The sequence below is a fragment of the Candidatus Poriferisodalis sp. genome (assembly GCF_965204195.1).
Taxonomy (GTDB): Bacteria; Actinomycetota; Acidimicrobiia; order Acidimicrobiales; family Poriferisodalaceae; genus Poriferisodalis.
Window position 1 is genome coordinate 76,418 of sequence record NZ_OZ241975.1, and the last position, 24,134, is coordinate 100,551.

The following is a 24,134-nucleotide window of genomic DNA, read 5'->3' on the forward strand; positions in this document are numbered from 1 at the left end:
GATTTGGCTCTAGCTGCCCGCTTGGACCAGGTGGGCAGTGCCCGCGCCCGGGCGGATCTCGCCGATCACCCAAGCCTGGTGGCCAGCGCCTTGCGCAACCGCAACCGCCGCATCGGCCTCCGGCGGGGGCACGGCAATCACCATGCCGATGCCGAGGTTGAAGACGCGTTCCATCTCCTCGGGCGTGACCGGGCCGGCATCCGCAATGCGGCCGAAGATCCTGGGCACCGGCCAGGATCCGCGCCGCAGCACCGCATCGACATCGGGGCCGAGCATGCGGGCCACATTCGCCACCAGTCCCCCGCCGGTGATGTGCGCAGCCCCAAGCGCGCCGCATTCGTCGAAGAGCGCTAGCACCGCGGGGGCGTAGATGACCGAGGGTCGCAGCATCTCGTCGCCCAGCGAATGATCGGCACCCGGCCAGGCGGGCGAGCCGAGCACCGCCGCGTCGGGCGTCTCACCGAGCAGGACGCGGCGGGCGAGGCTGTAGCCGTTGCATCGAAGCCCACCCGACGCCAGCCCCACGAGCGTCGCGTCGCCTGCGATGGAGCCTCGCAGCCGTGCGCGTTCGGCCACGCCCACGGCAAAGCCGGCGATGTCATAGTCGCCGGGAGCGAGCGCATCGGGGTGCTCGGCCAGCTCGCCTCCGACCAGCGCGCAGCCGGCGCTGCGGCAGCCGGCGGCCAAGCCCGTCACGATCGCCTCGACGACGTCGGGGTCGAGGCGTCCTGCGGTGATCTGATCGTGGAACAGCAGCGGCTGTGCACTGAGCGTGACGATGTCGTCGACGCACATGGCCACCACGTCGATCCCGATCGTGTCCCACCGGCCGAGCGCAGCGGCAATGAGGGGCTTGGTGCCCGCGCCGTCATTCGCGCTCACCAGCACCGGGTCGGCGAAGCCCTCCGGCAGGGCCGTGACCGCCCCGAACGCTCCGATGTCGCTCAGCACCTCAGGCCGGTAGGTGCTGCGAGCGTGGGGCGCCAGACGCCGCACCGCCTCGTCGCCCGCGTCGATGCTCACTCCCGCCGCTTCGTAGGTCAGCGGCCCGGAATCGCCGGCTTCGGGTGCGCCAGCGGGTGGGTCCACAGATGCGGGCGTCATCCAGCGACGGACTCGGCGACGGCAGCACGTTGCACGCTGCCCGTCGCGATCAGCGAGCGATTCGGCTCGTCGGCAGCGCTGCCGAACACTTCGGCCCGCGCCCCCGCGCCGATCTCCACCGGATACTCGCCGGTCAGGCACGCATGACAGAACCCGCCGCCAGGCACGCCGGTGGCCTCGACGAGCTGATCCAGGCTCAGGTAGGCCAGCGAATCGACTCCCAGGTATGCCTCGATCTCGGCCAGGTCGCGATTCGCGGCCAGCAGCTCGTCGGAGGTGCCGGTGTCCATGCCGTAGAAGCACGGCCAGCGGTACGGGGGCGAGGAGATGCGCAGGTGCACCTCGACAGCGCCGGCGCTGCGCAGCATCTCCACGATCGACCGGGTGGTGGTGCCACGCACGATCGAATCGTCGACCACCACGAGCCGGCGACCGTCGATGTTGGGGCTGATCGGATTCAGCTTGGTCCGCACACCCAGCGATCGGACGTGCTGGTTCGGAGCGATGAAGGTGCGACCGATGTAGCGGTTCTTGACCAGCCCGTCGCCGTAGGCGATGCCGCTGGCACGTGCGTAGCCCTGCGCAGCAGGAATGCCCGACTCGGGAACAGGCATCACCAGGTCGGCATCGACCGGCGCGTTGGTTGCCAAGTGGGCGCCCATGCGCTGGCGGGCCGCATGCACGTTCTGGCCAGCCAAGGTGGTATCGGGGCGCGAGAAATACACGAACTCGAAGACGCACAAGTACGGGGACGCCCCGTCGCCGGTTGACGATGTGGCTGCAAAGGGCCACAGCGAGCGGCACCCGGCTGCGTCGATGACGATCATCTCGCCTGGCTGGATCTCGCGCTCGAACGTCGCGCCGACCACCTCCAGCGCAGGGTTCTCCGATGCCAGCACCCAGCCGCCGCTGGACTGGCTGCTCCCAGCGTCGTCACCCGCTTGCTCGTCGACATCCAAGCGGCCCAGGCACAGCGGCCAGATGCCATGCGGATCACGAACCCCGATCAGGCGGTCGCGGTCGGCCACCACAAACGTGAAGCCCCCGCGCAGGCTGGGCAGTACCTCTGCGAGCGCTTCCGTGACGGCCTCGCGTGGGCGGGTGCGGGTGATCTGCGGTGTGGCGTTGATGCGCTGGGCGATCAGCTCGGCCACCAAGTCGCTGTCGCTGGTGACCACCCCGTCGAGCATCCCCGAGGAGGCTGCCAGCTCGGCCGTGTTGGTGAGGTTCCCGTTGTGACCGAGCGCGAATTCCGTGCCGTCAAGCCCCCGGTAGAAGGGCTGCGCTGCACGCCAGGAGCTCGAACCCGTGGTGGAGTAGCGGGTGTGGCCGATGGCGAGGTCGCCTTCGAGTCCTGCAAGCACGCGATCATCGAAGGCGCTGGCGACCAGGCCCATGTCCTTCACCACTGTGATGTGGGTGCGGTCGGACACCGCGATGCCGGCTGATTCCTGCCCCCGGTGCTGCAGCGCGTACAGCCCGAGATAGCTCAGGTGGGCCACGGGCCCGCCCGGCAGGTACACGCCGACGACGCCACAGGCCTCGCGCGGCTTGACCAGATCCACGCCGTCGGCCGGGGTGCCGCTCACGCCGCCTCCCCGTCGACGGGCTGTGCGAACGCTCCGGGCAAGGCACCGCTCCAGCGGGCCAGCGTGTCGGCGAGGGCCACGTCGATGTCGATACCGGGTTCTGCGAAGCGCCCGATCTGCACGCTCGATCCGCCGAACGGCCCGAGCCGGCGGCTCGCGAGCCCTGCTGCAGAGGCCGCGTGCGCGAGCCGCTCGGCATCGTCAGCTTCAACTGCGACCAACACGCGGCCCGGCGGTTCAGCGAACAGCGCCCGCTCCGCCGGCGACGGGCCTCCCAGCGACGGAACCCGCGCTTGCACGCCCGTGCCGCCGTGACAGCACATTTCCGCGATCGCCACGGCGATGCCACCGTCGGAGACATCATGCGCGAACCGCACGAGACCCTCCCGCACGGCTGCAGCCACGAACCGGGCTGTTGCGGCGCTGCCCGCGAGGTCGAGGTCGGGCAGCGCGCCGTCGCGGCAGCCACGACGTTCCCACGCCCACCGGCTGCCGCCCAGCGCCGTGGGACCCCGCGACGACGTGTCGGTGCCTGTGTCGTCCCCGACGGCCGGGCCGGGCGAGCCCACCAGAATGAGCGCCGTGCCCGACGGCAACTCGTCGGCGATCGGCCGGCGAGTGAGGTCGGGATGCACACCGAGCAGGCATACCACCGGTGTCGGGCTGATATTGGTGCCGTTGGTCTCGTTGTAGAGGCTGACGTTGCCGCCCACGACGGGCACGCCGAGTGCGTCACAGGCTTCCGCCATGCCGTCGATGGCCTCAGAAAGCTGCCACATGACCTCGGGATACGTCGGATTGCCGAAGTTGAGGCAGTTGACGAGCGCGAGCGGATCGGCGCCCACGCAGGCGAGGTTCAGCGCCGCCTCGATGACCACCATGGCGGTGCCCCAGCGAGGATCGGCATCGCACCAGCGGTGGTTGCCGTCCACCGACACGGCAAGGCCGCGCCCGGTCGGGGTGCCGTTGCGAGGGTCTCGCAGTCGCAGCAGCGTGGCGTCGCGGCCCGGGCCGACCACCGTGTTCAGGAACAGCTGGTGGTCGTACTGGCGGTACACCCAGCTCGGGTCGGCGAGCATCGCCAACAGGTCCGCAGCACAGTCGCTGGAGCTGCCCGCGGCGGGATCAGCCGCCGGGTCGACGCTGCGCCGGAGGGTCAGATCGGCCGGAGGCCGCATCGGACGGTCGTACGACGGCGCGTCGTCGTGCAGCGTGCTCGCCGGAACCTCGGCCAGGACTGGGCCATCCACCCCATCGCGCACGCGCAGCATGCCGTCGCTGGTCACGCGCCCGACCACCGTCGAGCTCACCTCCCAGCGTGAACAGATCTCGAGCACCCGATCGACGTTGGCTGACGAGACAATCGCCAGCATGCGCTCCTGAGACTCCGATGTCATGATCTCGAACGGTTCCATGCCGTGCTGGCGCAGCGGCACGACGCTGACATCCACCTCCATGCCGGTACCGCCACGCGAGGCCGTCTCGCTCGCAGCGCACGTCAAACCGGCGCCGCCGAGATCCTGGATGCCGCTGACGAGCCCTGCCTCCAGCAGTTCCAGGCATGCCTCGATGAGACGCTTTTCCTCGAAGGGATCGCCGACCTGAACGCTCGGGCGCTTCGTGGCATCGTCGTCGGCCTCGTCGAATCCCGCCGACGCCAGCACGCTGACGCCGCCGATGCCGTCGCGGCCGGTGCTCGCGCCCATGAGCACGGCCGCACTGCCCACCTCGGTGGCGCGGCCGAGCACCAGACGCTCAGTCGGCATGATCCCGAGCGCGGCAACATTCACCAGCGGGTTGTCTCGGTACGTCTCGCACGACACGAATTCGCCGGCAACAGTCGGAACGCCGACGCTGTTGCCATACCCCGAGATGCCGCTGACGATTCCCTCGGCGATCCAGTTGCTGCGCGGCTCGTCCAGCGGCCCCACGCGCAGCGGATCGGCGAGCGCAATGGGCCGCGCGCCCATGGTGAAGATGTCTCGCAGGATGCCGCCGACTCCGGTTGCCGCGCCTTGATATGGCTCGATGGCCGAGGGATGGTTGTGGCTCTCGATGCGCACGGCAACGGCAATACCGTCGCCGACGTCGACAACACCGGCGTTCTCACCTGGTCCGACGAGCACACACGGGGCCTCAGTGGGCAAACGAGCGAGATGACGGCGCGACGACTTGTACGAGCAATGCTCGGACCACATCACCGCATACATCGCGAGTTCGAGATGATTCGGTTCACGCTCCAAGAGCTCGCAAATGCGGCCGTATTCGTCATCGGTCAGGCCAAGTGCCGCATGAATGCTGGTTGTATCGGAAACTATTGCAGTCACATCAACCCGAGTTCATTGGATACTGGAAAACGTCGTGCTATACAGACGTCATGAGCGAACGAACCATGTCCGACGAACACAAAGCGGTTATTGCCGCGGGCCGCATCGAGGCCGCAGCAGTGCGGGACTATCTTGAGGCCCTCGAAACTCACCGGCCTCGTCCCGGTCGCAAGCAGAGTGCGGAGTCGCTGAACGCCAAGAAAGACGCAATCGATGCCCAGATTGCCGAGGCAAAGCCCATCAAGCGCTTGCTCCTGATGCAAGAGCGCCGGGATGTCGAGGCGGCTATCGAAGCGCTGCAGGTCGAGCCCGATATGGCTTCTGTCGAGGAGGGCTTTGTCACTCACGCTGCCAACTACGGGCAGCGCAAGGGAATTCAGTACGCCACATGGCGAGAATTCGGCGTTCCTGCCGACATGCTGGCCCGTGCGGGCATCACACGGGGCGGCTGACACTTCAGATTCTCCAGCTCTCGGCGAGCGAAACGAGAGCCATCGCAGACAGACGCGTCTTCATGCGGCGCGGTGACCAGCGGCTTGGCGGCTGCTCGCTGCCGTATACAGCAACGCTTTGAGCAACTTGCGTCCGTCGGTAGAGCCCAACAGCTCCGATGTCGCCCGTTCCGGATGGGGCATCAAACCCACCACATTGCCGGTTTCGTTGCAAATGCCAGCGATGTCGTCCACTGAACCATTGGGATTGTCGACATAGCGCATCACCACTTGACTGTTCTCGCGCAAACGTCGCAATGTCGCACCATCGCACACATAGTTCCCCTCAAAATGATTGATGGGAATGCTCAGTTCATCCGATGGCGACAGCCCATGTCCCAATACATGATTCACCGACGCCATCATCAGTTTCTGCGGCTGGCACAGGAACGAAAGCCCGGCATTGGGTCGCAATGCTCCCGGCAGCAGACCTGCCTCGGTCAGTACTTGGAATCCGTTGCAGATGCCGACCACGGGACCTCCGGCACCCGCGAATGACGCCACTGCGTCCATGACCGGCGAGAAGCGGGCGATTGCGCCGGTACGCAGGTAGTCACCGTGCGCGAATCCACCCGGAATGACGACGGCGTCGACGCCGCCCAGCGAGGTTTCGTCACTGCGCAGCAGCGTTGTTCGTGCCCCGAGATCCGCCAGCGCATCGAGCGTGTCGAGATCGCAGTTCGTGCCGGGGAATTGGACGACGCCGACCGTCACACTCATTGGCACACTCATCGGCACACTCACGGGGCGCTCACGTGTTGTGATCCTGCGCCACGGCACGCAGCTCGATGCGGGCGTCTTCGATCACCGGGTTTGCCAGCAGGCGGTCGCACATCTGCTCCGTCACCGAACGGGCCTCGGAAGCATCTGCGGCGGTGACCTCCATGCGGATGGCTTTGCCGACCCGCACGCCGCTCACGCCGCCGAATCCGAGCGCTGCGAGGGCTCGCTCGATCGTGGTGCCGGCTGGATCGGCAATCTCGGCTCGTGGCGAGACTTCCACCAGCACATCCCAGCGGTTCATGAAGCGGTGGCTCCCGCCGGCACGCCGGGGTGCGCCAACCAGTCGTCGAACGACTCGCCGGTCAGCGTCTCGTACGCCTCGATGTAGCGAGCACGGGTGGCGGCAACCACCTCATCGGTGAGCGGCGGCGGGGGCGGCTCCTTGTTCCAGCCGGTGGCTTCGGTGGCGTCGCGCACCGGCTGCTTGTCGAGCGACGGCGGCGATGCGCCGGGCTGCCAGTGATCCTTGGGCCAGAAGCGCGACGAGTCGGGAGTGAGCCACTCGTCGGCGACGACCAGGGCGCCGTCCACATAGCCCAGCTCGAACTTGGTGTCGGCGATGATGATCCCCCGCTCGGACGCATGAGCGGCCGCCGTGCTGTAGGCATCGACGCACACTTGGCGGGCGGCAGTGGCGGCGTCGTCGCCGACCAGCTCTGCGGCGGCGTCAAACGAGATGTTCACGTCGTGCCCATCGGTTGCCTTGGTGGACGGCGTGAAGACCGGCTCGGGGAGCTGCTGCGACTCGAGCAGGCCGGCCGGCAGCGGCTCGTCGTGCATGGTGCCGCGCTCGCGGTATTCCTTCCAGGCCGAACCGGTGATGTACCCGCGCACGATGCACTCGATCGGCAGCATCTCGGCCCGGCGAACGAGCAGGGCTCGGCCGGCCCATTCGGATCGTTGTGCCGCAGCCGGGAAGTCCGCGGGGTCGGCTGAGACCACATGGGTCGGCGCGATGTCGCCGAGCCACGTCGACCACCAGGCCGTCATGGCCGTCAGCACCCGGCCCTTGTCGGGCACCGGCTCGTCGAACACGACGTCGAAGGCCGAGATGCGGTCGCTGGCGACCATCAACAGGTGTCTGTCGTCGACGCGGTACATCTCGCGTACCTTCCCGCGGTGGACTAGCTCGAGCTCGCTCACGTTGCCTCTCTTGTCATCGTTGATCGTCACCCGCTGCTCGGCTCACAGCACCTCGCCCGGCTCGTAGTCGACGGCTGCGCCGTACCGTTCCGCCACCTTGCCCACGGCGGCCACGAACTCGTCGACTTGATCTGCGGCGCGGCCGCTGAACGACGCCGGATCCGCCAGCGCCGCGGCGACGTCGTCGTGGCTGAGCTGCAGCTCGGGATCGGCCGCTATGCGAGCTGCGAGATCATTGCGGTCGACGGTGCCCTCGCGCAGCGCCAGCACCGTCGCGGTCGCATGGGCGCCGATGCGCTCGTGCGCCTCCTCGCGGCCGGCGCCTGCTGCCACAGCGGCGGCAAGCAGGCGGGTGGTGGCGAGAAACGGCAGGTATGCGGACAGTTCGGATTCGACCCGAGCCGGAAAGACGGCGAAGCCGTCGAGGACGCTGAAGGCAGTCTCCAGCGCTCCGTCGAGTGCGAAGAACGCATCGGGGAGCACGATGCGGCGCACCACCGAGCAGCTCACATCACCCTCGTCCCATTGGTCGCCGGCAAGCTGCGAGGCCATCGTGAGATGTCCGCGCAGGACGGTCACGAGGCCGGTGATCCGCTCGCACGAGCGGGTGTTCATCTTGTGCGGCATGGCAGACGAACCGACTTGGCCGGCAGCGAAGCCTTCGGTGACCAGTTCGTGCCCGGCGGCGAGCCGCACGCCAAGCGCCATGTTGCCGAGCGGTGCCGCGGCGCCGACCAGCGCTGCGACAACGTCCAGGTCGAGTGAGCGGGGATAGATCTGCCCGGCGGAACCGAGCACCCGGGTGAACCCCAGCTCGGCCGCGATGCGTCGCTCCAGGCGATCCACCGCCGCCTGATCGCCGCCCAACAGCTCCAGCATGTCCTGCTGGGTGCCCACTGGTCCGCGGATGCCACGCAGCGGGTAGCGCGCCACGAGCTCCTCGATGCGCTCGAGCGACGCGAGCGCCTCGGTGCCGATCGTGGCCCAGCGCTTGCCCAGCGTGGTTGCTTGCGCGGGCACATTGTGCGTGCGCGCTGTCATCACGAGATCTCGGTGGGCGCCGGCCAACGCGGCGGTGCGCACGATGAAGGCCGCCATGCGCTGGGCGGCCAAGCCCAATGCTGCGGTGACCTGGCACTGCTCGACGTTCTCTGTGACATCGCGCGACGTCATGGCGCGGTGGATCTGCTCGTAGCCAGCGAGCGCGCAGAACTCCTCGATGCGTGCCTTCACGTCGTGGCGGGTGATCCGTTCCCGCTCGGTGATCGAGTCGAGGTCGACCACCTCGACGACGTTTCGGTACGCCTCCAGCGCGCCCTCTGGCACGTCGACACCCGCGTCTCGCTGCGCCTCGAGCACCGCTAACCACAGCCGCCGCTCGAGGATGACCTTGTGTCGGGGCGACCACAGCTCGGCCATCTCCGCAGAGGCGTAGCGCGACGCCAGAACGTTGGGAATGACCTCGGGGCTCACGCCAATCTCACCGTGCCCAGCCTCACCGGGCACCAGCGGCGCGGAACTCGTCCAAACGGGCAGCGAGCTCCGTATCGGTCACCGCCAGCATCTCGGTGACGAGCACAGCCGCATTCGCCGAGCCGTTCACCGCAACGGTGGCGACCGGGATGCCCTTCGGCATCTGCACCGTCGACAGCAGCGCATCGAGGCCGTCGGCGAGGCCGCCGCTGAGCGGCACACCGATCACCGGCAGGGTGGTGTGGGCAGCCACCACACCGGCCAGGTGCGCTGCCATGCCCGCCCCGCAGATGACCGCGGCAAAGCCGGCATCGCGTGCACCGGTAGCAAACGACGCTACGGCTGCAGGTGTGCGATGAGCGCTCATCACCTCAGTCACGTGTTCGACGCCGAAGCGGTCGAGCATCTCGGCAGCGGGTGCCATCTTCGACGCATCGTTCGGCGAGCCCATCAAGATGGCGACCTTCATCGACTTGCTCTCCTGACATGCATTGGCGTAGTGCCCATCGACGTACCGTCTGAGTCTCGCCGCCCGGAGTGGGTGACGGGGCGATTTCCGAACTGGACAGCAGCTCTCATCGGTTGAGGACGGCGGCGGCCGCGGCCGCGGCCGCGGCGATGTCGGTGCGGTAGGTCATTCCTGGCCAGCTGATGTGCCGCACGGCTTCGTACGCACGGTCGCGCGCTACCGCCACATCGGGCCCGCGGCCGCACACATTCAGCACACGGCCGCCCGCTGTCACCAGCGATTCAGGCGGGGCCGCTTGCCCGTCGGCGGCCCCGACGCCTGCGCAGAAGACAGTGACGCCTGGCACTTCGCGCGCCCCCTCAAGGCCCGCTATGACGTCGCCTGTGCGCGGCGCTGCTGGATAGCCCTCCGCAGCGCACACCACGCACACCATGGCGTCCTCGGAGACTCGAATCTGGTCAGTCAGCTCGCCTGCCGCGGCCCCTGCCAGCAGCAGCGCGAGATCGTTCTCGATGCGCGGCAACGTGACCTGTGCCTCGGGATCGCCGAAGCGGACGTTGAACTCCAGCAGGCGGGGTCCGTCGAGGGTCAGCATGAAGCCGGCGTAGAGCACGCCGCGGTAGTCGACGCCTCGCCGGGTCAGCTCGGCCAGCGTCGGCTCGAACGCCAGCGCGGCCAGTTCGGCGCAGGCGGCCCGGTCGACGTCGGCCAGCGGCGACACGCAGCCCATGCCGCCCGTGTTGGGCCCCGTGTCGCCGTCGCCGACGCGCTTGTGATCGCGCACAGCCGTGGGCAGCAGCACAGCGCTGCGGCCGTCGCACAGCGCGAACAGCGACACCTCGGGGCCTCGCATTCCCTCTTCGATGACGATGCGGCGGCCGGCATCCCCGAACGCAGTGCCGTCCAGCTTGGCGTCGACATCGGCGTGGGCTTGCGCCAGCTCGTCGGTGACCAGCACGCCCTTGCCGGCAGCGAGGCCGCTCGTCTTGATGACATACGGCGGCGGCAGCGTTTCCAGGTAGGCGTGTGCTGCGCGACGCTCTGCTGGGTCACTGTCGAACGTGGCGTAGGCGGCAGTGGGCACACCGGCGGCGCTGACCACTTCTTTCATCCACGCCTTGGAGCTCTCCAGCGCGGCGCCGTCGGCGCCCGGTCCGAACACGAGCCGGCCGCCTGCCCGCAGGCGATCAGCGAGGCCGTCTGCCAGCAGCCCTTCCGGGCCGATCACGAACAGATCGGCATCGATCTCGGTGGGCGGTGTTGCGACGCTGCCCTCAATGCCAGGGTTCCCCGGAGTCACCACGACATCGGCAGTCCGGCGCAACACCGACGCGAACGCATGCTCACGACCGCCCTGGCCGACCACGCACACTCTCACCGGGATACCCCCGCTCAGTCAGCGCAGCTCACGCCGCGCCGGGTCCAAACTTCGCAGCTCACGCTGCGAAGCGGATGTACTGCTCGCGGCCAGGGCCGACGCAGACATACCGGATCGGCAGGCCGAGCTGACGTTCGAGAAAGACGATGTAGTCGACCGCTTCGCGCGGCAACTGCCATCGCTGGGTGACCTTGTCGAGCGGCGTCTTCCAGCCCGGCAGCGTGGCGTAGACGGGGACAGCCCGGTCATGCAGCGAGCGCAGGTGGGGCAGGTAGTCGTAGCGGTGACCGTCCACCTCGTAGGCGACGCAGACCTTGATCGTGTCGAGCTCGTCGAGCACGTCGAGCTTGGTGAGCGCGATCTCGGTGCAGGCGTTCAGCCGCACGGCCTGACGGCCCATGACGGCGTCGAACCAGCCGCAGCGGCGCGGCCGGTTGGTGTTGGTGCCGTATTCCGCGCCGCGATCTCGTAGATGCTCGGCGGTCTCGCCGTCCAGCTCGGTGATGAAGGGTCCAGAACCCACCCGGGTGGTGTACGCCTTGGCGATGCCGATGACCTGATCGATCGCGCCGGGGCCGATACCCGAGCCGACCAGCGCGAACCCTGCCACCGGGTTCGACGACGTGACGAACGGGTAGGTGCCGTGGTCGAGGTCGAGGAACGTGGCTTGGGCGCCTTCGAAAAGCACCCGCTCGCCCGCGTGCAGCGCTTCGTGGAGCCAGCCGATGGTGTCGGCCACCAGCGGCGCCAGCCGGGGTGCCACCTCAGTGATGAGCTGGTCGGCCAACTCGTCGGGATCGACGCCGGGATGGTCGTATACCCGCTGCAGATAAGCGTTGCGGTCGGCCAGCACGCTCAGCAATCGCGAGCGCAGCGTCATCGGCTCGAGCAGATCCTCGACTCGCAGCCCGACTCGTGCCGCCTTGTCGGCGTACGCAGGCCCGATGCCGCGCTTGGTGGTACCGAGCTTGGCATCACCGCGTTGCGCTTCGGCAAGCTCGTCGGCGATCTGGTGGTAGGGCAGCACCAGGTGCGCCGCAGGGCTGAGCATCAGCCGGCCGCAGTCGACGGCGCGGCTGGCGAGCATGTCGATCTCATCGATCAGCACCCACGGATTGATCACCACGCCGTTGCCGATGATCGGCGTCACGTGCTCGTACAGCACCCCGCTGGGAATGAGCTGCAGGGCGAACGTCTCGCTGTCGACGACGATCGTGTGCCCAGCGTTGTGGCCGCCTTGGTAGCGAACGACGTGCTGGCATTCCTTGGCGACGATGTCGACGATGCGGCCCTTGCCCTCGTCGCCCCATTGCGTTCCTACGACGATCGAGCCCGGCATGATTCAGCCCATCGCCAGCCGGCAGGACGCTGTCGTCGTCACCAAATCAGTCTAGGGAGTGGCCCCTCCGGGGCCGCCGGATTTGCGGCGGATCCGGCCGTCCGGCACGGCGTTCAGGAGGCTTGCGGCCACGGCTGCGCCCCGTCGGGCGCCGCGGGCGCGACGCGTGCCCCCCTCGACGACGTGCTGAGGCTGAACGAGCCGTCGACGTTGTCCACCGTCACGGCGTCGCCATCGGCGAACGTGCCGTCGAGCAGGCCGGAGGCCAGCGGATCGGTCAGTTCGCGCTGGATCAAGCGCCGGAGCGGCCGGGCACCGTAGGCGGGGTCGTACCCGCGGTTGGCGAGCAGTTCTGCCGCTGTCGCTGTCACGTCCAGCGTGATCTCGCGATCGGCAAGGCGGCTGCGCAGGATCTCCAGCTGCCGCTCGGCGATAGCAGCCACATCGCTGCGGCTGAGGGCGTCGAACTGCAGTAGCTCGTCGACACGGTTGATGAACTCCGGTGCGAAGAACTCCGCTGGGTCCACCGACAGGTTCGACGTCATGATGAGCACGACGTTGGAGAAGTCGACGGTGCGCCCCTGACCGTCCGTCAGCCGACCGTCGTCGAGCACAGCCAGCAACACGTTGAACACATCGGCGTGTGCCTTCTCGATCTCATCGAGCAGGACGACCGAGTACGGCCGGCGGCGGACTGCCTCGGTCAGCTGGCCGCCGTCGTCATGGCCGATGTAGCCGGGGGGTGCGCCGATCAGGCGGCTGACCGAGTGCCGTTCCAGGTACTCCGACATGTCGATACGCACCATGGCGCGCTCGTCGTCGAACAGCGCCTCGGCGAGTGCACGCGCGAGCTCGGTCTTGCCGACGCCGGTCGGGCCCAGGAACAGGAAGCTGCCGATGGGCCGATCCGGCTCGCTCAGCCCGGCACGGCTGCGCCGGATGGCATTGGCGACCGCCGCAACGGCATGGTGCTGGCCGACGACCCGGCGGGCCAACGTCTCTTCGAGGTGCACCAGCTTGTGCACTTCTCCTTCGAGCAGCCGGCTCGTGGCGATGCCCGTCCAGCGCGACACCACCTCGGCGATGTCGTTCGCGTCCACCTCTTCCCGCAGGATCCGCTTGCCGGCCTGCAGTCGTGTCAGCTCGGTGGCCGCTTCGTCGAGGCGCCGGTGCACCTCGGGCAGTTGGCCGAAGCGGATCTCCGCAGCCCGCTCGAGATCCGTTTCCCGCTCGACAGCGGCGGCCAGCGCCTCGGCTTCGGACTTCAGTGCCCGGATCTGGTCGATGGCTGCCTTTTCCGCCTGCCAGTGCGCCTTGAGCCCAGCAACCCGTTCGCGCTCAGACGCCAGTTCTTCGGCGATCGCTTCGCGGCGCTGGTTCTGCTGCCCCTGGCTGCCGAGCGCACTGCTGCTCGACCCATTCAGTGATCCATTCGACGACTCCTCGCTGCCCAGCGCCAGTTCCTCAATCTCGAGCTGGCGGATGCGCCGTTCGCACACGTCGATCTCGAGCGGTACCGAATCGATCTCGATGCGCAGGCGGCTGGCGGCCTCGTCCATCAGATCGATGGCCTTGTCGGGCAGGAATCGCTCTCGCAGGTATCGATCCGACAGCGTGACAGCGGCCACCAGCGCTGCGTCGGTGATGCGCACGCCGTGGTGGACCTCGTAGCGCTCTTTTAACCCGCGCAGGATGGCCACTGCGTCGGTGACCGATGGCTCGCCCACATAGACGGGGGCGAAACGCCGTTCGAGCGCAGCGTCGTCTTCGATGTGCTGGCGGTACTCGTCGAGCGTCGTCGCGCCGACGAGGCGCAGCTGGCCCCGCGCCAGCATCGGCTTGAGCATGTTGGCTGCGTCGAGCGAACTCTCGCCGCCCGCGCCTGCGCCCACCAGCGTGTGCACCTCGTCGAGAAAGGTGATGATCTCGCCCTCGGACTCGACGATCTCGTTCAGCACTGCTTCGAGCCGTTCCTCGAACTCGCCCCGGTACTTGGCTCCAGCCACCATCGCAGCCAGGTCCAGCGCCACGACGCGCTTGTCGCGCAGGCCGTCAGGAACGTCGCCCTCGGCGATGCGACGGGCCAGGCCTTCGATGATCGCCGTCTTTCCCACACCCGGCTCGCCGATCAGGACGGGGTTGTTCTTGGTGCGTCTCGACAGCACCTGGATGATCCGGCGGATCTCGTCATCTCGGCCGATGACGGGATCAAGCTGGTCGTCGCGAGCCTCGGCCGTGAGGTCGCGGCCGAATCGCTCGAGTGCCTCATAGGAGTTCTCCGGAGTCGGCGACGTGACCCGTGTGCTGCCGCGCAACTCGCCGACCAGAGCCGCCAGCGCATCGCGGTCGGCATCAAGGTCGTCGGCGAGCGCCAGCAACAGATGTTCGGTGGACAGGTAGTCGTCGCCCATCTGGGCGCGCTCCGCGTCGGCAGCCTGCAGCGCTTCGGCCAGCTCGCGGGCGAGCCCGGGTTGCCGTGACTCTTGCGTGCTGAAGCCGCGCGGCAGCCGCCCGAGCGCCTCCAGCGCCCGCGTACGCACGGAAGCCGGCTCGATGCCGGCGCGTGCGAGCACGGGGAGCACCAAGCCCTCTGGCTGGGAGACGAGCGCCGCCAGCAGGTGCGCCCGGGTGATCTCGGGATGACCCTGACTCTGCGCGGCGGCTGCCGCCGATGCCAGCGCCTCTTGGCACTTGTGCGTCAGCGGGCTGGACGGCAGCGGACGGTTGCAAGGATCTGCGTCGTTGTTCATGATGTCAAGTTTAACAGAAAACTTGATACTGATTGACTCAGATTTATTGATTCGACAGCTAATGGCCAGCCGAGTCAGCCCTGCGGATTCGGCCCTGCTCCGGGCCCCGAGCCCGGACGTCTGATGAGATCGGTCTGCGGCAGCGGCACCAGGTCTCGCCGGTACTGCCGGTGCGTCTCTGCCACCAGCGTGGCCGCCTCGGCTTGCACGTCGGCAAGCTTGCGCTCCAGTGCCGCCACGCGCTCCTCCAGATCCATCACGCGCTTGACACCTGCCAGGTTGAGTCCTTCGCTGGTGAGCTGGCTGATGCGGTTGAGCATCGCGATGTCGCGGTCGCTGTACCGGCGGCTGCCGCCGGAGGTGCGTGCGGGGGCCAGCAGGCCCTTGCGCTCATAGATCCGCAGCGTTTGAGCATGCACACCGGCGAGCTCGGCCGCCACCGAGATGACGTAGAGCGCCCGGTTGCGCTCGGACGCAGATGGCGTTCGCCTTGGTTGTTCGCTCATGACGATGGTCCTCGGTTCGTCCCCTAGTTGCTATCGCTGTGCTCCTGCGGTGTCGGCGAATGTCGCCGGTTCCGGCTCTGCCGCGCGCTGTCGCCGGCCCGTCCCTCCCTCAAAGTCGGTGACGTCGCGCAGCGCCTCGATTGCCGCCTGCTCCGCAGACGACAGCTTCGTCGGCACCACGATGTCGACGCTCACCAGCATGTCGCCGGTGCCGCGGCGTGTGGTGACGCCGCGACCGCGCACCCGGAAGGTCTTGCCCGACGGGGTTCCTGGTGGGATACGCAGCGTCACCGGGTTCCCGTCGAAATCCAGCACCTTGACATCGGCGCCGAAGACGGCCTCGGGAAAAGTGATCGGCACGTTGATGGTCAGGTTGCGGCCGTCACGGCCGAAATCTGCGTCCGGCGCCACGTCGACCAGCACGAACAGATCGCCGTTGGGTCCCCCGCCCGAACCCGGCGAACCTTTGCCCGCCAGCCTGATCCGCCCGCCGTCGTCGACCCCAGCGGGAATGCGCACCTTCACCATGCGCATGCCGCCTCCGGACGGGTCCGGAACGCTGACTTCGGTCACCGCGCCTTCCACGGCATCGCGAAATGAGATGCCGAGCCGGGTTTCGAGGTCGTGACCGCGCATCGGCATGGGGCCGCCGCGGCCGGCCCGTCCCCGGCCGTCGCCGAAGAGGTTGCCGAATATGCCGCCCAGGTCGCCGAGATCCTCGATCCGGATGCTGAAGCCGCCAGGCCCCGATGCGAACCCGCCCATCTGCGGGCCGAAGCCGCCAGGTCCCAGGCGGCGAGCCTCGTCATACGCGGAGCGTTTTTCGGTGTCGCCGATGACGTCGTACGCCGCGGAGATCTGCTTGAAGCGTTCCTCGTCGCCGGCGCTCGAGTCCGGATGGTGCTTGCGGGCGAGCTTCCGGTACGCCTTGGTGATGTCCTTGTCCGACGCGTCGGGCGAGACACCCAAGGCCGCGTAGTAGTCGGTTTCGAACCACTCGCGTCGCGGGTCCATCGTGGCCCCCTACCCCGCGCGCACCTGGACCATGGCGGCGCGCAGCACCCGGCCGTCGAATCGAAAGCCGCTGCGCAACTCCGCGGTCACAATCTGAGGGGCGTCGTCGACTGCCTCCTCGATCGTCACCGCCTCGTGCTGGGTGGGGTCGAACGGCTCCCCGACGGAGTCGATGCGTTCGAGCCCCGCCTTGCCCAAGGCGACCATAAGCGACTGGCCCACGGCGGCCACTTCGTCGTGCCCCTGGGCAGTGGCAGCGTCGCACCCGTCGAGCACCGGCAGCAGCGACTCGACCAAGCGGCTGACACCGGCCGAAACCTGCTGGCGCCGCTCCGCTTCGACTCGCTTCCGGAAGTTCTGGAACTCCGCCCGTTGGCGCTGCAGCTGGTCGAGGTAGTCGTCCCGCTCGGCGGTTACGGCATCGAGCTGTGACAGCAGTTCAGCCAGCTCCGCCGGATCCTCCAGGCTCTCGCCGACTGCTTCCGCAGCCGCTGCGTCGAGCTCGGTCTCGGATTCGCTCACTTCTCCTCGTCCACGATCTCCGCGTCGACGACGTCGTCGTCAGCACCGGAGCCCTCGGCACCGGCGGCGGTGTCCGCGGCCGCAGATTCGTACAGCTTCTGGCTGAACGCGCTGCTGGCGCCAGCGAGCGTCTCAGTGGCCGAGCGGATGGCGTCGAGATCGTCGCTCTCGAGTGCCTCGCTGGCAGCCGCCAAGGCCGACTCCACAGGCTCCTTGTCATCGGCGGACACGCTGTCGCCTTGCTCGTCGAGCAGTTTGCGCGTCTGATATACGAGCGTGTCCGCGTTGTTGCGGATCTCGGCCTCTTCACGCCGGCGGGCGTCTTCTGCGGCATGCGCCTCGGCATCGGAGACCATCCGCTCGATCTCCTCGGGCGACATGGCCGACTGACCGGTGATGGTGATCGACTGCTCCTTGCCGGTCGCGCTGTCCTTCGCGGACACGTGGACGATGCCGTTGGCATCGATGTCGAACGCCACCTCGATCTGCGGGACGCCTCGCGGCGCCGGCGGCAGGCCGACGAGCTGGAATTTGCCCAGCGTCTTGTTGCCGGCTGCCATTTCCCGCTCGCCCTGCAGCACGTGGATCTCCACGGAGGGCTGGCCGTCTTCAGCGGTGGTGAACATCTCCGACCGGCGCGTCGGGATCGTGGTATTGCGGTCGATGAGGCGTGTCATCACGCCGCCCTTGGTCTCGATGCCCAGGCTGAGCGGTGTGACGTCCAGCAGCAGCACATCGGTGACGTCGCCCTTGAGCACACCGGCCTGGATGGCGGCGCCCACCGAGACCACCTCGTCGGGATTCACACCCTTGTGAGGCTCGCGGCCCGTGAGCTCGGTCACCAGCTTCTGCACGGCGGGCATGCGCGTGGAGCCGCCCACCAAGATCACGTGATCGATGTCGGCCTTCGCCAAGCCCGCGTCGTTGATGGCCTGCTCGAAGGGAGACCGGCAGCGCTTCAGCAGGTCGAACGTCAGCTCCTCGAACTTGGATCGGCTCAGCTCATAGTCGAGGTGGAGGGGGCCGCTGTCAGTTGCGGTGATGAACGGCAGGTTGATCTGGGTGGACTGCTTGGACGACAGATCCTTCTTGGCCTGCTCGGCCGCCTCCCGCAGACGCTGGCACGCCATCGCGTCGGTGCTCAGGTCGACCCCGTGGTCGCCCTTGAACGACGCCACCAGCCACGCGACCACTGCGGCGTCCCAGTCGTCGCCGCCGAGGCGGGTGTCACCTGCGGTGGACTTCACCTCGAAGACGCCGTCGCCGATCTCGAGCACCGACACGTCGAACGTGCCGCCGCCGAGGTCGAACACCAGGATTGTCTGGTCCTCGGTTTCCTTGTCGAGGCCGTAGGCCAGCGCCGCGGCCGTTGGCTCGTTGATGATGCGCAATACCTCGAGGCCGGCGATCTTGCCCGCCTCGGTCGTGGCGGTGCGCTGTGCGTCGTCGAAGTACGCCGGCACGGTGATGACCGCCTCGGTCACCGTGTCGCCGAGGTACTGCTCGGCGTCGAGCTTCAGCTTCTGCAGCACCCGGGCCGAGATCTCCTGCGGCGTGTAGTTCTTGTCGTCGATGGACTTGCCCCAGGTGGTGCCCATGTGCCGCTTGACCGAGGCAATGGTGCGCTCGGGATTCGTGACCGCCTGCCGCTTGGCGACCTCGCCGGTCAATACCTCGCCGTTGCGGGCGAAGGCAACCACCGACGGGGTCGTGCGGTCGCCTTCGGCGTTGGCAATGACAGCGGGCTCGCCGCCTTCCATCGCAGCCACCACCGAGTTCGTGGTTCCGAGGTCAATTCCGACAGCCTTGGGCATCGCTGTGCCTTTCATCGTGTGGCATCCCGGCCCAAACCGGCCAAGAATGCGGATTGGTAGTACTGACAAGCATATAAATTGAGTGCTTTATTAGCAACTTCTCTAAGTCATGCTACCGGTTGAAGCCTTGGCGCAGCGGGCTACCGTGCACGCCCATGCCATCGTCAGGCGACACGCACACCCTCGTGCTCCTGCGCCACGGGCAGAGCGCCTGGAACCTCGAGAACCGCTTCACCGGCTGGTGGGACGTCGGCCTGACCGACGACGGCCAGGCGGAAGCCCGTGCCGCCGGCGCCACCCTCCTGGCGGCAGGCATCGAACCCGACGTTGTGCACACATCGCTCCTTCGGCGTGCCATTCAGACCGCCAACACAACGCTCGACGCGATGGGCCGGGGCTGGCTGCCGGTACGGCGGCACTGGCGTCTCAACGAACGGCACTATGGCGCGCTCACCGGTCTGAACAAGGCGGAGATGGCCGAACGGCACGGCGCCGACCAGGTCCATCTCTGGCGGCGCAGCTATGACGTGCCTCCCCCGCCGATGCCCCCTGATCATGAGTTCGATGTCGCAAACGATCCGCGCTACGCAGGCTTGACCCCCAGCGAGATGCCACGCGGCGAGTGCCTGGCCGACGTCGTGCGACGCATGCTGCCCTACTGGCACGAAGGCATCGTCGGAGACCTGCGGGCCGGCGCGACCGTGCTGGTCGCCGCCCACGGCAACAGCCTGCGAGCGCTCGTGAAGCACCTCGACGGCATCGGCGACAGCGAGATTGCCCAGCTCAACATCCCCACCGGCATACCGCTCGTCTACGAGCTCGACGCCAACCTGCAAGTCACAACAGCGCAGTCAGTGGAGGACCGCTACCTCGGCTGAGGGCACTGCCGCCCTCGCCGCGGTCACACGATTCAGCGCTCCCTCCGGCTAAAGAGCGTCGATGCCGCGCTCGCCGGTGCGTATCCGCACCACGCTGTTGACGGCAGTGACCCACACCTTGCCATCGCCGATGCGCTCGGTACGGGTGGATTCGACAATGGCATCCACCACCCGCTCCGCCAGCTCGGTCGCCACCAGCACCTCGATGCGAACCTTCGGAATGAAGTCGACGTGGTATTCGGTGCCCCGGTACGTCTCGGTGTGGCCGCCCTGACGGCCGAATCCCCGTACCTCCGATGCGGTGAGCCCGGTGATGTCGAGATCCCGCAGCGCCTCGAGCACCATCTCAAGCCGGTGTGGCTTGATGACCGCTGTCACCATTGCAACCGAGGCCTCAACCATTGCGCCCTCCCGACTCAGCCTCTGTAGCGTCGCACGCCGCAGGGCCGATTGCACGCAATCTGCCCGATGAATGGGCAGCGGGCGCTAGTCTCTGGCGCGTCTTGGGGACCGGGCGCATGCTACGGTCCGGCGCTTGTGGGCCAGCCAGCCCCGGCGCAAAGACCACTGCGGCAAGGAGCGGTATATGTCGGTAGCGAATCGTGCGGAGAGTCTTCGTGAAGTTGATCTGTTCTCCGACTGCAGCAAGAAGGAACTCCAACACATCGCACGCAAGGCCGAACAGGTCGATTTCACGGCCGGCGACAACATCGTTGAGGAGGGCAGCGGCGGCGCAATGGCCGGCTATGCCTTCGTGATCGTGCATGGCACGGCGGTCGTGCGCCGCAACGGGCGCAAGGTTGCCGAGATCGGCCCGGGCGAGTCCATCGGCGAGATGGCGCTGTTCGACGACGGCCCGCGCACCGCGTCGGTGGTGGCTGCCACCGACATGGAAACGATCATGCTGTCGCGGCGGGAGCTGAAAGGCATCATCGACAGCACCCCTTCGGTGGCCCACAAGCTGCTGTCGGAACTGGCCGGTCGCCTGCGCAAGGCGAACCGCAAGCTCTACGGCTGAACCACTCACCGCCCCCTCGCAGGGGCGTCAGCTAACTTCGCCAGCGTGAGCAAGCCGCCTCTGCGACCGCACCAACTCGTACTGGGCATCGGTATCGCGTTTGCGGCGATCACCGCTGCCTCAGGCATTGCCGCAGCCGCCTTCGGATTCCACGAAGACACCGACGCCGCGCATCGCGAGGTGTTCGGCAACGTGCCGGGCGGAGTCAAGTTCGCGTTCTATGCCTTGACGTGCGTGCTGATCATCTACGGGGCATGGAACTTCGCCCAGCGCACCCGCAACTGGCAGCGGGGCGCGCCCGATCGACGCTCCACAACGGCGTCCAACGCCAGCCGGCGGCTGCACGACTACCGCGGCGGCGTGCTCATGCAGACGCTGCTGCGCGACCCGGCCGCCGGCGTGATGCACGCACTGCTCTACTACGGCTTCCTGGTGCTGCTGGCCGTCACCACCACGCTCGAGATCAACCACCAGCTGCCGACGGCTGCGAAGTTCCTCGTCGGCCCCACCTACCAGGGCTTCAGCTTCGTCGGCGACCTGGCGGGAGCCATCTTCCTGGCCGGAGCAGTGTGGGCGATCGTGCGCCGGTATGCCGCGCGCCCGTACCGCATCCGGATCAAGTCGCGGCCCGAGCACATGGTGATCCTGATCGTGCTCGCCGCGCTGGGTGCCACCGGGTTCGTGGCCGAGGCGATGCGCATCGTGATCGACGGCCGGCCGGCATACGAGCAGTGGTCATTCATCGGCTACCCGCTGTCGGCAGCGTTCGACGGCCTCGCCAACATCCGCGGCTGGCACCAGGTGTGGTGGATCGCCCACGTGGGTTGCTTCATGGCCTTCCTGGTGATGCTGCCCATCACCATGCTGCGGCACATGTTCACCTCGCCGCTCAACATGTACCTGCGCGACCGCGAGCGGCCCAAGGGCGCCATGCGGATGGTGCCCGACCTGATGGAGGCCGACGACATCGAGACCATCGGCGTGTCGGTGGTGAACGAGTTCACCTGGAAGCAGCTGCTCGACACCGATGCCTGCACCATGTGCGGCCGCTGCACAGCGGTGTGCCCGGCCCATGCCACGGGCAAGCCGCTCGATCCTCGCGAGATCGTGCTGAAGACCGGCGAGATCATGGCCGCGACCGGGGAGCACGGCGGGGTGACGCCGCCGATCGGCACCGATGCCGAGATCACCGTGGCGGCGGACTCGGTGTTCGAGCGCATCACCCATGAGGAGCTCTGGGCGTGCACGACCTGCAAGGCGTGCGACGAGAACTGCCCGGTCAACATCGAGATCCTCGACAAGATCCTCGACATGCGTCGCTACCTGACGCTGATGGAGAGCGAGTTCCCCGCCGAGCTGGGCGGTGCGTTCCGGGGCATGGAGAACAACGCCAACCCCTGGAACCTCAACAACGGCGAACGGGCCGACTGGGCCGACGGTCTCGATGTGGAGGTGGTCGACGCCGATGACCCGTTCGACCACGAATACCTCTACTGGGTGGGCTGCGCCGGATCGTTCGACGACAAGAACCGCCGGGTGTCGGTGGCCACGGCCAAGCTGCTGCGGCGCGCTGGGGTCGACTTCGCCATCCTGGGACCGGGCGAGAACTGCACCGGCGACAGCGCGCGGCGCTCGGGCAACGAGTACCTGTTCCAGATGCTCGCTGCGGAGAACATCGCGGCGCTCAACGGCATGGGTGTCCGCAAGGTCATCACCCAGTGCCCGCATTGCTTCAACACGCTGCGCAACGAGTACCCGCAGTACGGCGGGAACTGGGAGGTCATCCACCACGCCCAGTTCCTCGAACAGCTTGTGGCCGACGGGCGCCTGGATCTCTCCGAAGCACGGCTGGACGAGCGGGTCGTGTACCACGACTCGTGCTACCTGGGCCGCCACAACGACGTGTACCTGGCGCCGCGCAACGTCATCGGCAGCCTGGGCGGCGTGGAGATCGTGGAGGCCCCCCGCAACGGCACCAAGGGCATGTGCTGCGGGGCAGGCGGTGCGCGCATGTGGATGGAAGAGACCATCGGCACCAAGGTCAACGACGAGCGTTCGCGTGAGCTGCTCGACACCGGCGCCGACCGCATCGCCACGGCGTGCCCGTTCTGTTACATCATGATCGACGACGGCGTGAAGGGCCACGGCGTTGAGGACGACGAGGTCAAGGTGGCCGACATCTCCATCCACCTCATCGACGCCCTAGAAGCCGCCGACGACTGAGGCCCGCCGTCGCGTCGGCAACGCCGGATGAACACCCGTGTGAGGCCAGCAGCCGTCGTGATGTCCAGCCTGCCGCAGCTTCTTTAGCGAATTTTAGCTTTTTTTAGCTTTTTTTAGCCTTCTTTAGCGATGCTGGATAGGCTGAACTGCGTGGACCATCGACTGGATACGCAGCAATGACCGATCAGAACCCGTTCCGGCCATCGTTCGGCGTTGCTCCGCACACGCTCGTCGGCCGTGAAGAACCGCTCGAACGTCTGCGTGTCGCTATGGCGGCCGGGCCGACGCACCCGGACTTCACCATGCTGATCGCTAGTCCACGCGGATCCGGCAAGACCGTCCTGCTCAAAGCCATGCGTGACGCAGCGGAGCAAGCCGGATGGGCCACCGTGCCGATCACGGCCACACCGTCTGAGAACCTGTCGGGATTGATCACCGAACAGCTCGCGGATGCCGCTGCAGAGCTCGACGATCGCCGCTCGCGCCGGAGGATCTCTTCACTCAACCTGTCTGTGCTGGGCACCGGCGGCGGAATCGAGCTAGCCGAGAGCGCAGCCGACGCCGACCGGCCGCGAACCCGGATGCTGCGGACGATGGGCGCGCTCGGCGAACTGGCCGAGTCCAAGCACAGCGGTGCTCTACTCACTTTGGACGAGTTTCACAAGGCGCACATCGACTCAGCGCGTGAGTTCGCACATGCGTTGCAGGCGGTCTCCAAAGTCGACGCCAAGCCGGTCATGTTTGTGGGCGCTGGCCTGCCGAGCATGGAAGACGGCATTCTCGCTGACGACGCTATGACGTTCTTCCAGCGCATCGCCCGGACACCGATCCAACCGTTGGAGCGCGACGAGACAATGCGAGCGCTGCGGGCACCCATCGTCGACTCAGGTCATCGCGTAACGAGCGAGGCGCTGGAGGCTGCTGCTTCGGCCGCATCTGGATATCCCTTCATGGTTCAGCTCGTCGGTTACCACATGTGGGAGTCATGCACCGACCTCGACGGCGGTGTGACCCTCGCTGACGCCGAGGCCGGAATCCGGATCGCGAACCTCGCCATGGTGGAACAGGTGCTCAGACCGGTCTGGCGGGATCTCTCCGACGGAGACCGGCGCGTACTCATAGAGATGAGCCGCTTCGCCGATGCGGAGGTCCGGCGACGAGACCTCGCCGCGGCGCTCGACAAGAGCTCCGGCTATCTCGCGACCTACCTCACACGCCTCGAGGCCGCAGGCACCCTGTACCGGCCATCGCGCGGTTCGGTGTCCTTCGTGCACGAGGCCATGAGGATGTGGCTACGCGAGGCTCACCTCTAG

The 24,134-nt window shown here is 67.5% G+C and carries 21 protein-coding genes; 5 read left to right on the forward strand and 16 right to left on the reverse strand.

All coding sequences use genetic code 11. From position 1 onward, the window contains the following. Positions 1-9 precede the first annotated feature (9 nt). Genes purM through purL form a run of 3 tightly spaced genes read right to left on the reverse strand, consistent with a single transcriptional unit; the run spans position 10 to position 5,020 of the window. Positions 10-1,104, reverse strand: coding sequence for a phosphoribosylformylglycinamidine cyclo-ligase (purM, locus tag ACOGI8_RS00240; protein ID WP_419854912.1), 1,095 nt, complete (start codon positions 1,102-1,104; stop codon positions 10-12). Continuing rightward, entirely contained in the window at positions 1,101-2,693 is a 1,593-nt protein-coding gene (purF, locus tag ACOGI8_RS00245; protein WP_419854913.1) for an amidophosphoribosyltransferase, read from the reverse strand. The genes purM and purF overlap by 4 nt, the downstream gene beginning before the upstream one ends. Further along, positions 2,690-5,020: a phosphoribosylformylglycinamidine synthase subunit PurL gene (purL, locus tag ACOGI8_RS00250; RefSeq protein WP_419854914.1), complete on the reverse strand. Its 2,331-nt coding sequence runs from the start codon at positions 5,018-5,020 to the stop codon at positions 2,690-2,692. The genes purF and purL overlap by 4 nt, the downstream gene beginning before the upstream one ends. A 50-nt stretch (positions 5,021-5,070) precedes the next feature. Here purL and ACOGI8_RS00255 point away from each other — a divergent pair, with 50 nt between their 5' ends. Continuing rightward, entirely contained in the window at positions 5,071-5,472 is a 402-nt protein-coding gene (locus ACOGI8_RS00255; RefSeq protein ID WP_419854915.1) for a hypothetical protein, read from the forward strand. A gap of 60 nt (positions 5,473-5,532) precedes the next feature. On the opposite strand, the gene purQ is transcribed toward ACOGI8_RS00255, so the two are convergent. From purQ to dnaK, 12 genes are all read right to left on the reverse strand, one after another. Beyond that, positions 5,533-6,225, reverse strand: coding sequence for a phosphoribosylformylglycinamidine synthase subunit PurQ (purQ, locus tag ACOGI8_RS00260; RefSeq protein WP_419856429.1), 693 nt, complete (start codon positions 6,223-6,225; stop codon positions 5,533-5,535). Positions 6,226-6,262: 37 nt separating this feature from the next. Further along, positions 6,263-6,535, reverse strand: a complete 273-nt coding sequence (gene purS / locus ACOGI8_RS00265) for a phosphoribosylformylglycinamidine synthase subunit PurS (protein WP_419854916.1) — start codon at positions 6,533-6,535, stop codon at positions 6,263-6,265. Then, positions 6,532-7,437 carry a phosphoribosylaminoimidazolesuccinocarboxamide synthase gene (locus ACOGI8_RS00270; protein WP_419854917.1) on the reverse strand — a complete coding sequence of 302 codons (906 nt, stop codon included), beginning with the start codon at positions 7,435-7,437 and terminating at the stop codon, positions 6,532-6,534. Before ACOGI8_RS00270 ends, purS begins: the two co-directional genes overlap by 4 nt. Before the next feature lie 42 nt (positions 7,438-7,479). Next, a complete protein-coding gene (purB, locus tag ACOGI8_RS00275; RefSeq protein ID WP_419854918.1) occupies positions 7,480-8,910 on the reverse strand; it encodes an adenylosuccinate lyase in 1,431 nt (476 codons plus the stop codon). Between the two features lie 22 nt (positions 8,911-8,932). Next, entirely contained in the window at positions 8,933-9,379 is a 447-nt protein-coding gene (gene purE, locus ACOGI8_RS00280; RefSeq protein WP_419854919.1) for a 5-(carboxyamino)imidazole ribonucleotide mutase, read from the reverse strand. Positions 9,380-9,485: 106 nt separating this feature from the next. Beyond that, positions 9,486-10,757, reverse strand: a complete 1,272-nt coding sequence (gene purD, locus ACOGI8_RS00285) for a phosphoribosylamine--glycine ligase (RefSeq protein ID WP_419854920.1) — start codon at positions 10,755-10,757, stop codon at positions 9,486-9,488. A gap of 58 nt (positions 10,758-10,815) precedes the next feature. Then, positions 10,816-12,096 (reverse strand): adenylosuccinate synthase, encoded by a 1,281-nt coding sequence (locus tag ACOGI8_RS00290; RefSeq protein WP_419854921.1) that lies wholly within the window; start codon positions 12,094-12,096, stop codon positions 10,816-10,818. A 113-nt stretch (positions 12,097-12,209) separates the two neighbouring features. Next, on the reverse strand, positions 12,210-14,813 hold the full coding sequence (locus ACOGI8_RS00295) for an ATP-dependent Clp protease ATP-binding subunit (protein WP_419856430.1): 2,604 nt from the start codon (positions 14,811-14,813) through the stop codon (positions 12,210-12,212). Positions 14,814-14,920: 107 nt separating this feature from the next. Continuing rightward, positions 14,921-15,352 carry a heat shock protein transcriptional repressor HspR gene (locus ACOGI8_RS00300; protein WP_419854922.1) on the reverse strand — a complete coding sequence of 144 codons (432 nt, stop codon included), beginning with the start codon at positions 15,350-15,352 and terminating at the stop codon, positions 14,921-14,923. Between the two features lie 30 nt (positions 15,353-15,382). Then, on the reverse strand, positions 15,383-16,366 hold the full coding sequence (locus ACOGI8_RS00305; RefSeq protein ID WP_419854923.1) for a DnaJ C-terminal domain-containing protein: 984 nt from the start codon (positions 16,364-16,366) through the stop codon (positions 15,383-15,385). A gap of 9 nt (positions 16,367-16,375) precedes the next feature. After that, the gene (locus ACOGI8_RS00310; protein ID WP_419854924.1) at positions 16,376-16,888 is read right to left on the reverse strand and encodes a nucleotide exchange factor GrpE; all 513 of its coding nucleotides are present in this window, start codon (positions 16,886-16,888) and stop codon (positions 16,376-16,378) included. Continuing rightward, positions 16,885-18,702, reverse strand: a complete 1,818-nt coding sequence (gene dnaK, locus ACOGI8_RS00315) for a molecular chaperone DnaK (protein WP_419856431.1) — start codon at positions 18,700-18,702, stop codon at positions 16,885-16,887. The genes ACOGI8_RS00310 and dnaK overlap by 4 nt, the downstream gene beginning before the upstream one ends. Before the next feature lie 155 nt (positions 18,703-18,857). Here dnaK and gpmA point away from each other — a divergent pair, with 155 nt between their 5' ends. After that, on the forward strand, positions 18,858-19,580 hold the full coding sequence (gene gpmA / locus ACOGI8_RS00320; RefSeq protein WP_419854925.1) for a 2,3-diphosphoglycerate-dependent phosphoglycerate mutase: 723 nt from the start codon (positions 18,858-18,860) through the stop codon (positions 19,578-19,580). A gap of 48 nt (positions 19,581-19,628) precedes the next feature. Here the strand turns inward: gpmA and ACOGI8_RS00325 are convergent, their stop codons facing one another. Next, entirely contained in the window at positions 19,629-19,982 is a 354-nt protein-coding gene (locus ACOGI8_RS00325) for a P-II family nitrogen regulator (protein ID WP_323671478.1), read from the reverse strand. Positions 19,983-20,115: 133 nt separating this feature from the next. Here ACOGI8_RS00325 and ACOGI8_RS00330 point away from each other — a divergent pair, with 133 nt between their 5' ends. The 3 genes from ACOGI8_RS00330 to ACOGI8_RS00340 all read left to right on the forward strand — a co-directional run bounded on the left by ACOGI8_RS00330 (position 20,116) and on the right by ACOGI8_RS00340 (position 24,134). Further along, the gene (locus tag ACOGI8_RS00330; protein WP_419854926.1) at positions 20,116-20,598 is read left to right on the forward strand and encodes a Crp/Fnr family transcriptional regulator; all 483 of its coding nucleotides are present in this window, start codon (positions 20,116-20,118) and stop codon (positions 20,596-20,598) included. A gap of 45 nt (positions 20,599-20,643) precedes the next feature. Then, positions 20,644-22,821 carry a heterodisulfide reductase-related iron-sulfur binding cluster gene (locus ACOGI8_RS00335; protein WP_419854927.1) on the forward strand — a complete coding sequence of 726 codons (2,178 nt, stop codon included), beginning with the start codon at positions 20,644-20,646 and terminating at the stop codon, positions 22,819-22,821. A gap of 176 nt (positions 22,822-22,997) precedes the next feature. Further along, the gene (locus ACOGI8_RS00340) at positions 22,998-24,134 is read left to right on the forward strand and encodes an ATP-binding protein (protein WP_419854928.1); all 1,137 of its coding nucleotides are present in this window, start codon (positions 22,998-23,000) and stop codon (positions 24,132-24,134) included.